The 13,802-nt window shown below is 65.4% G+C and carries 11 protein-coding genes and 2 pseudogenes; 7 read left to right on the top strand and 6 right to left on the bottom strand.

Annotation, left to right across the window (positions count from 1 at the left end; translation table 11 throughout):
- Positions 1-4: 4 nt before the first annotated feature.
- A complete protein-coding gene (locus ACHMXB_RS18650) occupies positions 5-202 on the bottom strand; it encodes a hypothetical protein (RefSeq protein ID WP_395400816.1) in 198 nt (65 codons plus the stop codon).
- A gap of 172 nt (positions 203-374) precedes the next feature.
- Between ACHMXB_RS18650 and ACHMXB_RS18645 the strand changes: the two genes are divergently transcribed.
- Complete coding sequence (locus ACHMXB_RS18645; RefSeq protein ID WP_395400814.1) at positions 375-590, top strand: AsnC family protein; 216 nt, start codon at positions 375-377, stop codon at positions 588-590.
- Positions 591-726: 136 nt separating this feature from the next.
- On the opposite strand, the gene ACHMXB_RS18640 is transcribed toward ACHMXB_RS18645, so the two are convergent.
- Together ACHMXB_RS18640 and ACHMXB_RS18635 are read right to left on the bottom strand one after the other, a co-directional pair.
- Positions 727-1,749 carry a glycoside hydrolase family 43 protein gene (locus ACHMXB_RS18640; RefSeq protein ID WP_395405340.1) on the bottom strand — a complete coding sequence of 341 codons (1,023 nt, stop codon included), beginning with the start codon at positions 1,747-1,749 and terminating at the stop codon, positions 727-729.
- A gap of 9 nt (positions 1,750-1,758) precedes the next feature.
- Positions 1,759-1,905, bottom strand: a pseudogene (locus tag ACHMXB_RS18635) (hypothetical protein); the annotation flags it as partial.
- On the opposite strand from ACHMXB_RS18635, the gene ACHMXB_RS18630 reads away from it, so the two are divergent.
- Positions 1,845-2,123 carry a hypothetical protein gene (locus ACHMXB_RS18630; RefSeq protein WP_395405397.1) on the top strand — a complete coding sequence of 93 codons (279 nt, stop codon included), beginning with the start codon at positions 1,845-1,847 and terminating at the stop codon, positions 2,121-2,123. The pseudogene ACHMXB_RS18635 and the gene ACHMXB_RS18630 sit on opposite strands and share 61 nt — an antisense overlap.
- A gap of 38 nt (positions 2,124-2,161) precedes the next feature.
- Here ACHMXB_RS18630 and ACHMXB_RS18625 read toward each other — a convergent pair.
- Positions 2,162-2,689: pseudogene (locus ACHMXB_RS18625) on the bottom strand (LamG domain-containing protein); the annotation flags it as partial.
- A 21-nt stretch (positions 2,690-2,710) separates the two neighbouring features.
- Between ACHMXB_RS18625 and ACHMXB_RS18620 the strand changes: the two are divergent.
- Positions 2,711-2,968 carry a hypothetical protein gene (locus ACHMXB_RS18620; protein WP_395400812.1) on the top strand — a complete coding sequence of 86 codons (258 nt, stop codon included), beginning with the start codon at positions 2,711-2,713 and terminating at the stop codon, positions 2,966-2,968.
- Between the two features lie 86 nt (positions 2,969-3,054).
- On the opposite strand, the gene ACHMXB_RS18615 is transcribed toward ACHMXB_RS18620, so the two are convergent.
- Together ACHMXB_RS18615 and ACHMXB_RS18610 are read right to left on the bottom strand one after the other, a co-directional pair.
- Entirely contained in the window at positions 3,055-6,129 is a 3,075-nt protein-coding gene (locus ACHMXB_RS18615) for a beta-L-arabinofuranosidase domain-containing protein (protein WP_395400810.1), read from the bottom strand.
- 96 nt (positions 6,130-6,225) lie between these two features.
- Entirely contained in the window at positions 6,226-8,763 is a 2,538-nt protein-coding gene (locus tag ACHMXB_RS18610) for an alpha-L-arabinofuranosidase C-terminal domain-containing protein (protein WP_395400808.1), read from the bottom strand.
- Positions 8,764-9,077: 314 nt separating this feature from the next.
- Between ACHMXB_RS18610 and ACHMXB_RS18605 the strand changes: the two genes are divergently transcribed.
- The 4 genes from ACHMXB_RS18605 to yjfF all read left to right on the top strand — a co-directional run bounded on the left by ACHMXB_RS18605 (position 9,078) and on the right by yjfF (position 13,778).
- The gene (locus ACHMXB_RS18605; protein WP_395400806.1) at positions 9,078-10,061 is read left to right on the top strand and encodes an ABC transporter substrate-binding protein; all 984 of its coding nucleotides are present in this window, start codon (positions 9,078-9,080) and stop codon (positions 10,059-10,061) included.
- 134 nt (positions 10,062-10,195) lie between these two features.
- Positions 10,196-11,722, top strand: coding sequence for a sugar ABC transporter ATP-binding protein (locus ACHMXB_RS18600; protein WP_395405338.1), 1,527 nt, complete (start codon positions 10,196-10,198; stop codon positions 11,720-11,722).
- Positions 11,719-12,762 (top strand): ABC transporter permease, encoded by a 1,044-nt coding sequence (locus ACHMXB_RS18595; protein WP_395400804.1) that lies wholly within the window; start codon positions 11,719-11,721, stop codon positions 12,760-12,762. Before ACHMXB_RS18600 ends, ACHMXB_RS18595 begins: the two co-directional genes overlap by 4 nt.
- Positions 12,762-13,778, top strand: coding sequence for a galactofuranose ABC transporter, permease protein YjfF (yjfF, locus tag ACHMXB_RS18590; RefSeq protein WP_395400802.1), 1,017 nt, complete (start codon positions 12,762-12,764; stop codon positions 13,776-13,778). Before ACHMXB_RS18595 ends, yjfF begins: the two co-directional genes overlap by 1 nt.
- Positions 13,779-13,802 lie beyond the last annotated feature (24 nt).

Genomic DNA, 13,802 nt, shown 5'->3' with positions numbered 1-13,802 from the left:
CAGGTCAGCGGTTGCCGGGAACCTTTGGCTCAACGGTCCAAGCGAGGCGGTGCAGGAAGCTGGCGGTCCGGCCCCGGAACGTGTTCCAGGCAGCTGGCCGGGACTTCGCTTCCTCGGCGACAGTCGGGGCCCCGGGCAGGGCGCTTGTGGCCAGGCTGTCCGAGCGGGATAGGAAGAGGGCCATAATGCCGGCGCTTTGCATATTTTCTCCATGGCGATGTCACAAATTTTGGGGAGGGTGGGCCATAGCCCAAACCCCATCCATGATCGCGGACTGGTCAACCGGTTGACGAATCAGATGAAGCAAGGCGCACCGCCGTCGCCAGCGTCAACTTTCGTTGACGCCGGGACCCTCGTCAACTACGGTTGACGCCATGGAGGTGGCGCGAATGAAAACATTGGTGGGATCCATGGACGGCGACAATCCGGTGAGCAGTCTGCAGGCCGTTGCTGAGCTGCATCGCGAAATCGGACGGGCAGAAGCAACTCTGGTCCGGCGGGCACGCCTGGCTGGCCTGTCCTGGGAGGCGATCGCGCATGCACTCGGCGTCAGCAAGCAGGCCGTTCATAAGAAGTACGGCAAGAGATAAGGCCAAAGAGCCCGCCTGAACTGCTCGAAGTTCAGGCGGGGCTCCCCCGCTGCGGGAGAGTTTTTGTCCAGACACCGCGGGTTGGAGGCGGATTTGAGGCCATTATCTGGACAAAAACTCCTACAACCGGGCTGGATTACAGCTGCGCGTGCAGCCGCTCCAGCTCCGTCTTGGTGACCGGCAGGACCGTGCCGTGGCGCGGGGCCCGCGGCAGCTCGTAGTTGGTGGAGAGCTTCCAGTTCGGGTTCTCCAGGCTGGTGCTTTCCAGCGGGATGTAGCCGCGCCCGCCGAATTCATCAACGAACAGGTAGTACTTCTCCTCGGTGTTCGACTTGAAGATGGTGGGCCCTTCCACGCCGCCGGTTCCGGCCTTTTTGCCGATGCAGTTAGCCATCAGTGACCAGTTGCGCGGGGTTGTGGTCGGCACATCGACGGCAAGCAGGTCGCCCGACTTTTCCTGCATGATGTCCAGGCAGCCCGAGACCTGCCCCTCGTCCTTGGTGAACCGGTAGTAGGTGTCGCCCTCCTTGATGACGGTGGAGTCGATCACCGAATTGCCGGGATCGTTCCAGACCTTGGCCTCGGTGAAGGTCCTGAAGTCGCGGGTGGTGGAGTACATCATCTTGTTGTGCGTGCCGCCGGTGTGGCCGGGGTCGTTGTCGGCGTAGATCTTGGAGGCCCAGTAGACGACGTAGGCACCGATCTTCTCGTCGTAGTGCGCTTCCGGCGCCCAGGTGTTCCCCGCGGTGTCCGGCGAGACCTTCACGTGCCGCTGTCCGGACCAATTCACCAGGTCGGTCGACTCCCAGACCTCGATGTACTGGCTGCCCTGGCGCTGCGAGGAGTCCCAGCTGGTGCCGCCGCCGATGGAGAGGTCCGTGGCGATCATGTAGAACTTGTCGCCCTCCGGGGAGCGGATGATGAACGGATCGCGCAGGCCTTTGGTGCCGAGGCCGGACCTGAGGACGGGTTTGCCGCCGTTCAGTTCGTCCCACTTGAGTGCGTCGTTGCCGCGGCTGGCGGCCATGTAGATGTTCTCGCCGGCGAGGTCGTTGCCGGTGAAGTACGCGAAGGCGTAGCCCTCCTTGGCCTCGGCCTTGGGCAGCGGCAGCACCGTGACGCGGAACTTCTTCCTGTCCTTGGTCTTGCCGAGGGACACAGTGGCGTGCAGGTTGAGCTTCGCCGGAGCACTGCCGTAGGCCGGCCGTGTGACCTCGCCCGTGGCCGCGATCGCCGCGGTATCGCTGAACTCCCATGCCGACCTTGGTGCCGTACAGCCCCGCGGTGGGCAGGGTGATGTTCCCGCGGATCGCATCCGCGTCCCACACGTTCAGGGCTGCGGCGGCCTCAGCAACCTTCTGGTCGTCGCTAATGTCCTCCGGCACCGTGACGGTGAAGGATTTCGACGCCGATGCCCCGCCTGAGCTGGCAGTGGCGGTCAGTGTCACCGTCGCATCTCCTGTTCCGTGCGCCGGCCGGGTCACGGCTCCCTGGGCGGACACGGTGGCCGGATCCGAGGAGGACCAGGTGTAGGCCGAGCCGTTCGGCCCCGTCAGAGGCAGCTTCAGATTGGCGGTAACGGCGGAGGTGTCCCCCAGCGACAGGTCCTGCAGATCGAGGGCAACGCGCTGCTCCGGGGAAACGTAACCGAGATCCCGCACCTCGTCGGCCGAGAGTGCACGGTTGTAGATCCGGAAGTCGCGGACCTGCCCCTTGAGGTACTTGTCGCCGCTGTACACCGAGCGCCCGAGGTAGTTCGCCGTCGTCGCCCCTCCCCCGATGCTGCCGGGGGTGATGGTGACGCCGGTCTTCCGTGCGACCTCCGTGCCGTCCTCGTAGAGGACCGCGGTGCCGCCGCTGAGCGTGTACGTGATGGTCTTCCAGGCCCCGCGCGCCAGGTCACGGTTGGCGCTGAGGGTCTGTTCCGTGGACCAGTTGCCGCTGGCGATGGACGTCCGGTACGCGTTACCGGTGGTGAAGAGGTAGCCGTTGCCGGTGCCGTTGGTGGTGTTGCCCATCCCCCAGATGAAGTAGGGGGCGCCCTGGTCGGCGGCGATCTTGACGTCCGTGGAGACGGTGATGGAGCCGAGCCCGCGCATGACGTCGTTCGGGAGGCGGACGTGGCCGTTGATGCCGCCGAGCTGCAGCCCTTCGCTGCCCAGCGAGGTGGCGTCACCGCTGATCACGCCGTTGCGGCCGTTGCCGGAGCTGTCCTCCGCCACGGTCCCGGTGGTTTCGGTCAGGTTGTACTTGAGGACCAGGCCGTCGTCGACGGCGGCATGGGCCGGTGCTGCGGCGACGAGCCCGCCGAGCGCCAGCGCTGCGGCGGCAATCAGTGCCGGGCCCGTGCGGGCCCGCGAGGGGGTAGGAAGCATTGAGACACTTTCGTTCGGGCGGCCGGAGGCCGCTGCTTGATATGGCGGGAAAGAAGCAATAAGGAACGGACGACGTCGGACTGGCCGGCTCAGGCGGTCAGCCTGACCACCAGCGCCTGACCGCCGCTGACCAGGAGGCTTTGCAGTGTCTGGTCGGTAACGCTGCGCGTGGCGCCGTCGATGTACTGCTCGAGATAGTGCACGGCCTTGGCCGCCGTCTTCTGGGCGAGCGCCTTGCTGGCCGATTTCAGCCGGGCGCCGAGCATGTCGGAGGTTTCGGCTGTGATCCTGCCGGCTGCCAGCGCCGCGTCCGCCACCTTCTGAAGGTCGTCGATCTCAGCCTCCGGAGCGCCGAACGCCGCCCGCTGGGCAGCCTTATAGATGCGGTCCGCGTCGGGGCGGGTGAGGGATCCCTCGGCGACCCAGGCGTCCGCCACCTGGGTGACGCGCCGGAGAAGTTCCGGCTTGTTGGCAAACGGTGCCGACTGCCAGACGTCGTCCAGAAGCGTGGTCTTGTCCCCCCGCGCCGGGTTGGCCACACCGGAATCCACACCGCCGAACACCACGGAGGCCTCGGCGCGTCGGAAGTACGAGTGGAAGGCGTCCTCGTTTCCTTCGAGGAACGGTGCCAGCTCCACTCCTGCCAGGGTGAAGTGCAGGGGCTTGCCCGCCACCGGCTGGAGGGCCGGGGCCAGGTCGCCGCTGAGCCGGGCTGCCCCGTACAGGCTGAACGGCAGCAGGGTGGTGCGGGCGTCCCGGGCGACGAGGTGTACCGGACCGTACATAAGGGTCTGCACGGAAGAATCGTCCGGAGCCCGCTCGGCGCGGAGGGTGAACGGCATTTCAACGTCCACGGTGTCCCCGCTCTTCCAGGCCCGGTCGATGCCCAGGTAGGTGCCGGGGGTGGCCGCCGCATCCACGGACACACCGTTGACCCGTACCGTGAAGCCGGCCGTGACCCACGCCGGAACGCGCAGCCGGAGCTCGAACTGCCCAGAGCCGGCGATCTGCAGGGTTGTCCGCTGCTCGAAGGGGTATGAGGTCTTCTGTGTGACCGTGACGTTCTTCGCGGCCCAGCGGAGCGTGGACGGAATGTAGAGGTTGACGTAGAGCGCGCTGCCGTCCTCGGCGGTGAAGTAGACGGAATCCTGGTACTTCGTTGCCGACTCCAGGCCGGTGCCTTCGCAGCAGGTGGTGCCCTGCTTGGGCGTGAAGTCGCGGACGGCGCCGGGCTGCAGTCCGATGAAGTACGTGGCCAGCGGCAGCTCGGCGCTTTCCTGGTCCTGCTTGGACCCGAGGACCTGGTTGAAGAGCGCCCGCTCGTAGTAGTCCATGTACGCGGGGTTCTGGTCCTTGAAGAACAGCTCGCGCGAGAGCTTGAGCATGTTGTAGGCACAGCAGCTCTCGGCGTCGGTCGCGTTCAGGGTGGCTGCGACTTTGTCGCGCTCCTTCCAGAACTCGCCCTGGCTGGTTCCGCCGATGCTGAACATGCGCGTCGGCACCACCATGGTCCAGAAGTTGCGGGCAGCAGTGAGGTACCGCTCCTCGCCGGTGGCGTTGTACATCAGGACCAGGCCGGTGAAGATCGGGATGTGCTGGTTGGCATGCAGGCCAGCGAGGATGTCCTTGTTTTGGGCGCACGCGTCGATGAGGGAGTCGAGGTCGAAGTACCTGGCGAGCTCCAGGTGCTCCGGCTTGCCCGAGTGGCCGTAGGTCTCGAGGATGGCTTCCACGATTCCGCCGTATTCGCCGCTGGAGAAGATTCCCCACATGCGCTGGCGTACTGCCGGGCTGAGTTTGCTCAGCCGGAAGTGCATCCAGTCGCAGATCCCCGTTGCCAGGTCCAGTGCCTTCGGTTCCCGGGTTGCCGTGTAGGCGTCGAGGAGGCCCTTCAGGATCTTGTGCGCCGTGTAGTACGGGGCCCAGACCCGGAAGTAGTCCGCGGTGGTCCTGCTCTCCAGCTCGATGAACTGGGTCTCCGGGTAGGCGGCGAGGAAGCCTGGATGGCTGGGCAGTCCCCAGGTGCGGCGGACCGTGGCATGCCGGCCCTTGCCAGACGCATCGGAGAGCACGTTTCCGCCCGATTCGTTGCAGGCGAGGGAGACGACGTCCCCGTTCCCGGCCGAGGTGCCCGACGCACGGGCTGCCGCCAGCTCTGCGACCTGCCCTGCGCTCAGCGCGGCGGACCAGATGTTCACGTCCTGGTAGGCGCCGGCAAAGGTGGGGTCGTTGTACTGCGACCGCCCAAGCCACACGTTCGCCAGGCTGCCGAGCAGCGCGGGCGTCAGGGTCATGCCTGTGTTCTGGCCGGCCTGCTTCCCGTTGACGTAGAGCGTTCCGGTGCGGCCGTCCAGGGTGACCGCAACGTGGCTCCACTCGTTGACCGGCAGCGGGGCGGTGCCCACGATTGTCTGCTCGCCCCCGGCAAAGTTCCGGGTGATGGCGAACCGCGGCAGCCCGCCGCCATCGCGCTGGGCGAGAAAGGCGTACGTTTTGGTGTCGTTGCCGAAGTCGAAGATTCGCGCCCAGTTCGCTGCCGCCGCGGGCCGCACCCATGCGGCGAAGGTCATACCCGTCAGCCCGTCGAGGGAGCCCGGGGGGAGCTGGCCGTACATATAGGAGCCCCGGGCGATGTCGACGGCGGTCCCGGCCAGGCGTCCGGCAACGGGCTGGATGGCGGGTTCCTGGGCGAGCGCCTGCCGGCATTCGTGCAGGGACGCCACCAGGTTCCGCAGTTTCGTTCCGAAGGCCTCCTCCCCTGTGCCCGCATAGGCCTGGGCGAGCATGGACATGTGGTGGCCGGTGAAGTGGCCGCGCAGGTTGCCGTTCGCCTCGCCGTCGAGCCCTTCCCACCCGCCGGCGGGCAGCGGAACCACGCCGTCGAGCGGCCGCAGTCCGGCGTTGGCACGGAAGACGTTGAGGTAGCGGCGTTCGTCGTAGCCGCGGGCGAAGTTCAGGATCAGCTCACGCTTCCGGGCGAACACGCCCGGGCCCAGGCTGACGTCGGAGAGCCTGAAGGGTCGGACGACGGCCGCCGCCGCGAGTGCGGTGGTCATGGGGGCAGCCGCCGTTGCGGCTGCTGAGGCGAACGATGGCAGCCAGGGCAGGACGGCCGCGGCCGCCCCAAGCCGAAGGATGTTGCGCCTGGATACGTGATTCGTCATTGGATCTCCTAGGAAATGGTCCGCGTAAAAGGGGAAGGCCCGGCTGTGCAATCCAGCCGGGCCTTCCCGGTCAAAGCCGTGGCTTTGGTGTGCTGCCTACTTGCGGGCTGCGGCGAGCCGGATGAAGGTCACCGAGTTGGGCTCGAACTCGTACGTGAAGGCCGCTCCGGCTCCGCTGAAGGTGCTCGACGCCGGGGCCAGGTTCTGTCCGTCGGCCGTCTGGGTCAGAGTGGTCACCGCAGCCGAGGAGCTGATGTTGGCTGCGCCTGCTACCTTGATGTCCACCGACGCCTTTTCAGCCTTCGTGTTGACCACCTTCACGATGGTGTCGCCGGACTTGGCGTCCTTGGTGACCACCGAGTAGACGGGGTCGGCCTGCGTGTCGTCCACGGTGCCCCACAGGACGTTGTCCAGGTAGAGCTTGGCCATGCGCCCGGAGACCTCGATCCGGATGTCGTATTCATGCCCGGTCTCGATGGTGGTGTTTTTTTCGATGACGTTCGTCTTGCCGCCGTTGACGGCCTTTTCGACCACGGACTTCGTGTTGTTCCAGCCGCCCAGGTTCCACCAGAAGTAGTTTCCGGTGTCCTTGACGCCAAAGGAGACGAGGAAGCCTTCCGAACCGGCCAGCTTGGTGGCCTTGGTGCTGAGCGTGTAGTTGCTCCAGTCGGCGCTTCCGGCGGTGACCATCGTGTTCTGGGCGGTGGTGCTGGACTGGACGTAGCCGCCGTCCTTGATGGCCCAGGATCCGGTGCCGTTGCCGGTCCAGGCAGCCGCGGTTCCGGAGAAGTCATCGCTGAACAGGCTGGCGCCGTCCGCCCCGGTGACCTTGACGTCGTCGTACCGGGCGGAGGTGGCCCATGTGGACAGGCCGATCTTGCCGGAAATCGGTACCACGGCGGAGGCCGGGTTGTCCTGCGTGCTCGGAACCACCTGGGTGCCCACGTTGTTCATGAACAGCTTCTGGACCTCGTAGTTGGGGGTGGTCCGCACGGACGTTCCGTTGAAGAACATCATGTCCGGGCTCCACTGCGTGTTGGCCTCGTTCGCGATCAGCGGCGCGTAGGACGCCATCTTGACCACGTCCGCGTTCCGCTCCAGGCCGGTCATGTAGGAGGCTTCGGCCAGGGCGTTCTCCGGCTTGTTCCCCTGCGACGCGTACTCGCCGAGGAAAACCTTGTAGCTGTTGCGGTCGTAGGAGTCGTAGCGGTGGTTGTTGTTCAGGAACCACGACGGCGTGTTGTAGTAGTGCTCGTCAACGAGGTCCACACCCGTGGTGGCGTTGAAGTTGGCGAGGTCCTCGAACTCGGGACCCTGGCTGAACGGACCCGTGTTGCCGATGATCTTGATCTCGGGGTGGGCCTTCCGGACGGCGTTGTAGAACTGGGTGAAGTACTGCTTGAAGGCCGGCTTGTACTCCTCGTTGCCCAGGCTGATGCGGTCCAGGTTGTACGGCGCCGGGTGGCCGTAGGCGATGCGCTTGGCGCCCCACTCGGTGCTGGCGTCGCCGTTGGCGAACTCGATCAGGTCCAGGGTGTCCTGGATGTAGCGGTCAAGGGTTGCCTGGTCCGGAGCCTGGTTGGTGTCGCCGCAGCCGGTCACGCCCACCGGAACCACGGGCACGGGAACGGCGCCCATGTCCTCGGCCCACTGGAAGTACTCCATGTACCCGAGGCCATAGGTCTGGTTGTAGCCCCAGAAGTTCCGGTTGGCCGGACGCTGTTCCACCGGCCCGATGGTGTCTTTCCACTGGTAGGTGCGGGCCCGCGTGTAGCTGGGGCTCGAGTAGGTGTCATAGCTGCCCGTGTTGACGATGCAGCCGCCGGGGAAGCGCAGGAATCCGGGGTTCAGGTCGTTGATCTTCTCGGCGAGGTCCTTGCGGAGCCCGTTTTCCCTGCCGTTCCACGTGTCCTTGGGGAACAGCGAAACCATGTCGAGGCGGACGGTGCCGGTTCCCTGGACAAGGGTGGCGAGCCGGCCGGCGCCCGTGGAGGACTTCGGCGAGAGAGTCACCTCATACTTGGCCCATTTGTCGCCCTTGACCTTGATGTTGGCGATGTCCAGCCGGGTGCCCTCCGGGGTCTCCAGGGTCACCGCGAGCGTGGATCCGGCGGGGTTGGAGGTGCGCGCCCACACCGAGTAGTTGTATTTCTTGTGCGCCTCGAGCTTCTGCCCTGCGTTCCAGCCGCTGTTGCGCACACCCACGCCGGCGCCGGTTCCCGCGCCGGCGGCGGTGGCGTCAATCTGCAAGTAGTTCCGGTTGTTTTCGTTCAGCCGGTTGCTGTCATTGACGACGGCGACTGTTCCGTCGCTGCCCCGCTTCAGGGTTTCCCAGGCGGTCATCGCGGTGTAGGTGCGGTTGTCCCCGGAGTTGAATTCGAAGGACCGGTTCTGGACGAGTTCCGCGTAGATGCCGCCGTCTGCGCCCTGGTTGATGTCCTCGTAGAATGCCCCGTACATAGTCGAATCGATCGAAGGCCCGGACCCGGCGGCGTTGATGCTGATGGTCCGGTTCTCGCCCGGCCCAGCGTTGGCGCCCAAGGCCGGCGCGAGTGACAGCAGCGCAGCCGAGAGGGACCCGGCAAGCACCATGGTGCAGGCGCGCCTGGCGGGACTTGGTGGTTTTGATGGCATGGAAGGGAAGGCCTTTCTCCATTGAACGGTTCGCCGGCACTGGTTTGACTGGGCTGCGGTGCAGGGCAGCCTTTTTTGTGAACGCTAACAAATGACCGGCCGGAGTCGAGTATTCGACATCTTTTGACTCTTGTAAAGGGCATTCCCAAAATCGACAGGCATTCCGCGAGTGGTCCGAAATTGTGACCGAAGCTACTTGACGGGCCAGATTGTTAGCGTTCACAATGATCCACAGAGCGCATCAGCTCACTTGCAGCAATGGCGGTGTTTGAAGTCTCCCGCCTGCATGTAACTAACGCTTCCGGGAGGATGTTGTGTTTAAGAAATCCCTGCTTGCGGTGGCCGCCGCATCAATGCTGACCCTCACTGCGTGCGGCGGAACCGCCGGCGCCGGCAGTGCTGCCGGCAACTCCGGCGACGACAAGATCACCATGGGCTTCGCCCAAGTCGGCGCCGAAAGCGGCTGGCGCACCGCCAACACCAAGTCCGTCCAGGATTCGGCGAAGAAGGCCGGAGTGGACCTGAAGTTCTCCGACGCCCAGCAGAAGCAGGAAAACCAGATCAAGGCCATCCGCTCCTACATCCAGCAGAAGGTCGACGTCATCGCCTTCTCCCCCGTGGTGGAATCGGGCTGGGACACGGTGCTGAAGGAAGCCAAGACTGCGAAGATTCCGGTCATCCTGACCGACCGCGCCGTCGACTCGTCGGACAAGACGCTGTACAAGACCTTCCTTGGCTCTGACTTTGTCGAGGAAGGCAAGAAGGCCGGCGACTGGCTGGTCAAGGACTCCAAGGCCGCCACCGACACCGTCAACATCGTCGAAATCCAAGGCACCACCGGATCCGCCCCGGCGAACGACCGCAAGGAAGGCTTCGCCGAGGCCATCAAGGCTGACCCGAAGCTGAAGATTGTCGCCTCGCAGAGCGGCGACTTCACCCGCAGCGGCGGCAAGCAGGTCATGGAGGCCTTCCTCAAGAACAACGCCGACATCGACGTCGTGTTCGCCCACAACGACGACGAAGGCCTGGGCGCCATCGAGGCGATCGAAGCCGCCGGCAAGGTTCCGGGCAAGGACATCAAGATCATCACGATCGACGCTGTGAAGGACGGCATGACCGCCCTGAGCAACGGCAAGATCAACTACATCGTCGAGTGCAGCCCCATGCTCGGCGACCAGCTGATGGATCTGGCCAAGAAGGTCATCGCCGGCGAGAGCGTTCCCGAGCGCGTGGTCACCGAGGAGACCACCTTCACGCAGGAGCAGGCCAAGCAGGTTCTTGCCAGCCGCCCCTACTGAGCCGCGGCGCACCTGTTCGTCCGTGCGGCGGCGGATCACCGCCGCCGCACGGCACACCACAGCCCGGCAGTTGCATGGCAGACCCAGCACGGCAACCGGCCGCATGGCAGACCCAGCACAGAAAAGACATGAGGATGAACGAAATCGTTCCGGTCGTCGAGATGACCGACATAGCTATTGGATTCCCCGGAGTTAAGGCGCTCGACGGCGTCGACTTCCGCCTCTTTCAGGGTGAAGTCCACGCCCTGATGGGCGAGAACGGCGCCGGCAAGTCCACGCTGATCAAGGCCCTGACCGGCGTGTACACCATTGATTCCGGTGCCATCACGGTACTCGGCGAATCGAAGCGGTTCTCGACGCCGGGCGAATCCCAGGCGGCCGGCATCAGCACCGTTTACCAGGAAGTCAACCTCTGCCCCAACCTCACGGTTGAGGAAAACGTCCTGCTGGGGCGCGAGCCCCGCCGTCGGGGTTCCATCGACTGGATAGGCGTGCGGTCCCGGACCCGGGAGGTCCTCGCCGAACTGCAGCTGGACCACATCGATCCCGGATCGCTGCTGTCCGCCCACTCCATCGCCGTCCAGCAGCTGATCGCCATCGCCCGCTCGGTGGAGATCAACGCCAAGGTCCTCATCCTGGACGAGCCGACGTCGAGCCTGGACGCCGACGAGGTCAGCCAGCTTTTCCGCGTCATCCGGGACCTCCGCGACCGCGGCGTCGCCATCCTGTTTGTCTCCCACTTCCTGGAGCAGGTCTACGAGATCTCGGACCGCATGACCGTCCTGCGCAACGGCAAACTCGTGGGCGAATACATGACCCGCGACCTGTCCCGGATGAGCCTCATCTCCAAGATGATCGGCAAGGACATGGAAGCTCTCGCCGAACTGGACCAGGCCCCCGCCCGGACCCGGGCCAGCAAAGGCGCCGGCGTTACGCCCTTCATCGAGGCCAAGGGCCTCGGCCGGATGGGATCGGTGGCAAACGTGGACCTGTCCATCTATCCGGGAGAGGTAGTGGGCCTGGCCGGCCTGCTCGGCGCCGGCCGGACCGAGATTGCCCGGCTCTTCTTCGGCGCCGACAAGGCCGACGAAGGCACCATCAAGGTCAAGGGCGCGGGCCAGAAGATCCGTTCCCCGCGGGCAGCGATCGACAAGCGTATCGGGTTCTGCTCGGAGGACCGCAAGGAGGAAGGCCTCATCGGAGACCTCACCGTGCGGGACAACCTGGTGCTGGCCATGCAGGCCACCAAGGGCTGGGCGCGCCGCATCCCCCGCCGCGTCCAGGACGAGCTGGTGGCCGAATACATCGAGGCCCTCGACATCCGCCCGGCCAACCCCGACGCACTCGTCCGCAACCTCAGCGGCGGAAACCAGCAGAAGGTCCTCCTGGCCCGCTGGCTGGTGACCCACCCCGAACTCCTGATCCTCGACGAGCCCACCCGCGGCATCGACATCGGGGCCAAGACCCAGATCCAGAAGCTTGTCAACAAACTCGCCGCCGACGGGATGTCCATCCTCTTCATCTCCTCCGAGCTCGAGGAAGTGCTGCGTGTGAGCGACCGCGTTGCTGTCATCAAGGACAGGGCAATGGTCGCCGAAATCAACAACGACGGCGTTTCCGTGGAAGACGTCATGACGGTCATCGCCGGAGGCGCCCAGTGAAATCCCTTCTGAAACACCGACTTGCCTGGCCGGTGATTGCCCTCGCAGCGCTGCTGCTGCTGAACCAGGTCTTCAGGCCTGACTTCATGAGCCTTCGGATGCAGGACGGGCACCTCTACGGCAGCCTGATCGACATCATGCGCAACGGCGCACCCACCATCCTCATCGCCCTCGGCATGACACTGGTCATCGCCACCCGCGGCATCGACCTTTCGGTGGGTGCAGTGGTGGCGATCGCCGGCGCGGCCTCCTGCGCCTACATCGCCGGCTCTCCTGAGCCGGGCTCCCCGGTGACGGCCGCGACGGCGGTCCTCATCGCCGTCGTCGCCGGCCTTGCCCTGGGTGTGTGGAACGGCTTCCTCGTGTCCACCATCGGCGTGCAGCCGATCATCGCCACCCTGGTGCTGATGACGGCCGGCCGCGGCGTCGCCCAGCTCATCACCGGCGGCCAGATCGTCTCCGTGTCGAACGACTCCTACAAGTCAATCGGCGCCGGGTACCTCTTCACCCTGCCGATCTCCATCCTGATCACCGCGGCCGTGTTCGCCCTGGCGGCCGTTCTGACCCGGCGCACCGCGCTGGGAACCCTGATCGAGGCCGTCGGCATCAACCCCGTCGCCAGCCGCCTGGCCGGACTCCGTGCCCGGAACATCATCTGGATCGTCTACATCTTCAGCGCAGTCTGCGCCGCGATCGCCGGCCTGATGATCAGTTCCAACGTCACGGCAGCCGACGCGAACAACGCCGGACTGTACATCGAGATGGACGCCATCCTGGCCGTGGTCATCGGCGGCACCTCGCTGGCAGGCGGGCGGTACACCCTGGTGGGAACCGTCGCCGGGGCCTTCATCATCCAGACCCTGACCACCACCGTCTACACCCTGGGCATCCCGCCGGAAGTGACCCTGGTGTTCAAGGCGCTCGTGGTCATCACCGTGTGCCTCCTGCAGGCACCGAAGGCGCGGAACCTGCTCAGCCGCCTCAAGGCGGCACCCAAGCCCGCCGCAAAGGAAGCCGCAAAGGAAAAGGTCGCCATCTAATGTCCCCGCTGTCCACGCTTACGCCCCTGACCGTCAAGAAGCCGTCACCGGCGCGCAACCGCCTCCGCGGGAGTGCCCGCTATGCGCCGACTCTTGCCACGGTGGGGCTGTTCATCGCCATGTTCGCCGTGGGAGCGGGCATGTACCCGAGCTTCCTCTCCGGCCAGGTGTTCCTGAACCTCTTCATCGACAACACGTTCCTGATCGTGCTCGCCGTCGGCATGACCTTCGTGATCCTCACCGGCGGCATCGACCTCTCTGTGGGCGCCGTCGTCGCACTGTCCATGATGGTCAGCGCCACGCTCCTGCAGCAGGGCTGGAACCCGGGCGCCGTCATCGTCCTGGTGCTGCTCATCGGCGGCGGGATGGGGCTCCTGATGGGGCTGATCATCCAGTACTTCGACATCCAGCCCTTCATCGTCACACTCGCCGGCATGTTCCTGGCCCGCGGCCTCTGCTACGTCATCAGCCTCGACTCGATCCCGGTCAACGAGGCATTCTTCACCGGCATGGCGCAGGCGCAGATCCCGCTGCCCGGGGACCTGTTCGTCTCGCCGGGCGTGCTCCTGGCGCTGGGAATCGTGGCCGTGGCCTTCTTCGTCCTGCACCACACACGGTTCGGCCGGACGGTCTACGCGATCGGTGGCAACGAGCACTCCGCGATGCTGATGGGGCTGCCCGTGAAGGCCACCAAGATCCTGGTCTACGCCCTGAGCGGCCTCTGCTCCGCGATCGCCGGCATCCTGTTCTCCTTCTACAGCCTCTCCGGCTACAGCCTCGCGGCCCAGGGCATGGAGCTCGACGCCATCGCGGCCGTGGTCATCGGCGGCACCCTGCTGACCGGAGGCACCGGCTACGTCCTGGGATCCGTCGTCGGCGTGCTGGTGCTGGGAATCGTCCAGACCTTCATTGCGTACGACGGAACCCTCAGTTCCTGGTGGACCAAGATCGTCATCGGCGGCCTGCTCCTCGTCTTCATCCTGCTGCAGCGGCTCTTCGCCCGGAAAGCCGGCTGACTGCCTTACCTATCCCGCACCACC

It is taken from the genome of Arthrobacter sp. UC242_113 (genome assembly GCF_044054585.1).
In the GTDB taxonomy this organism is placed as follows: Bacteria; Actinomycetota; Actinomycetes; order Actinomycetales; family Micrococcaceae; genus Arthrobacter.
Note: the sequence above shows the minus strand (reverse complement) of the source record. Positions and strands in the feature narration are given on the sequence as shown.

Excerpts from the sequence above, each read along its gene's own strand:
- ACHMXB_RS18600 (WP_395405338.1), top strand. The coding sequence starts at position 10,196 with ATGAACGAAATCGTTCCGGTCGTCGAGATGACCGACATAGCTATTGGA.
- ACHMXB_RS18650 (WP_395400816.1), bottom strand. The coding sequence starts at position 202 with ATGCAAAGCGCCGGCATTATGGCCCTCTTCCTATCCCGCTCGGACAGC.
- ACHMXB_RS18630 (WP_395405397.1), top strand. The coding sequence starts at position 1,845 with ATGCCGACCTTGGTGCCGTACAGCCCCGCGGTGGGCAGGGTGATGTTC.
- ACHMXB_RS18610 (WP_395400808.1), bottom strand. The coding sequence starts at position 8,763 with ATGCCATCAAAACCACCAAGTCCCGCCAGGCGCGCCTGCACCATGGTG.
- yjfF (WP_395400802.1), top strand. The coding sequence starts at position 12,762 with ATGTCCCCGCTGTCCACGCTTACGCCCCTGACCGTCAAGAAGCCGTCA.
- ACHMXB_RS18645 (WP_395400814.1), top strand. The coding sequence starts at position 375 with ATGGAGGTGGCGCGAATGAAAACATTGGTGGGATCCATGGACGGCGAC.
- ACHMXB_RS18615 (WP_395400810.1), bottom strand. The coding sequence starts at position 6,129 with ATGACGAATCACGTATCCAGGCGCAACATCCTTCGGCTTGGGGCGGCC.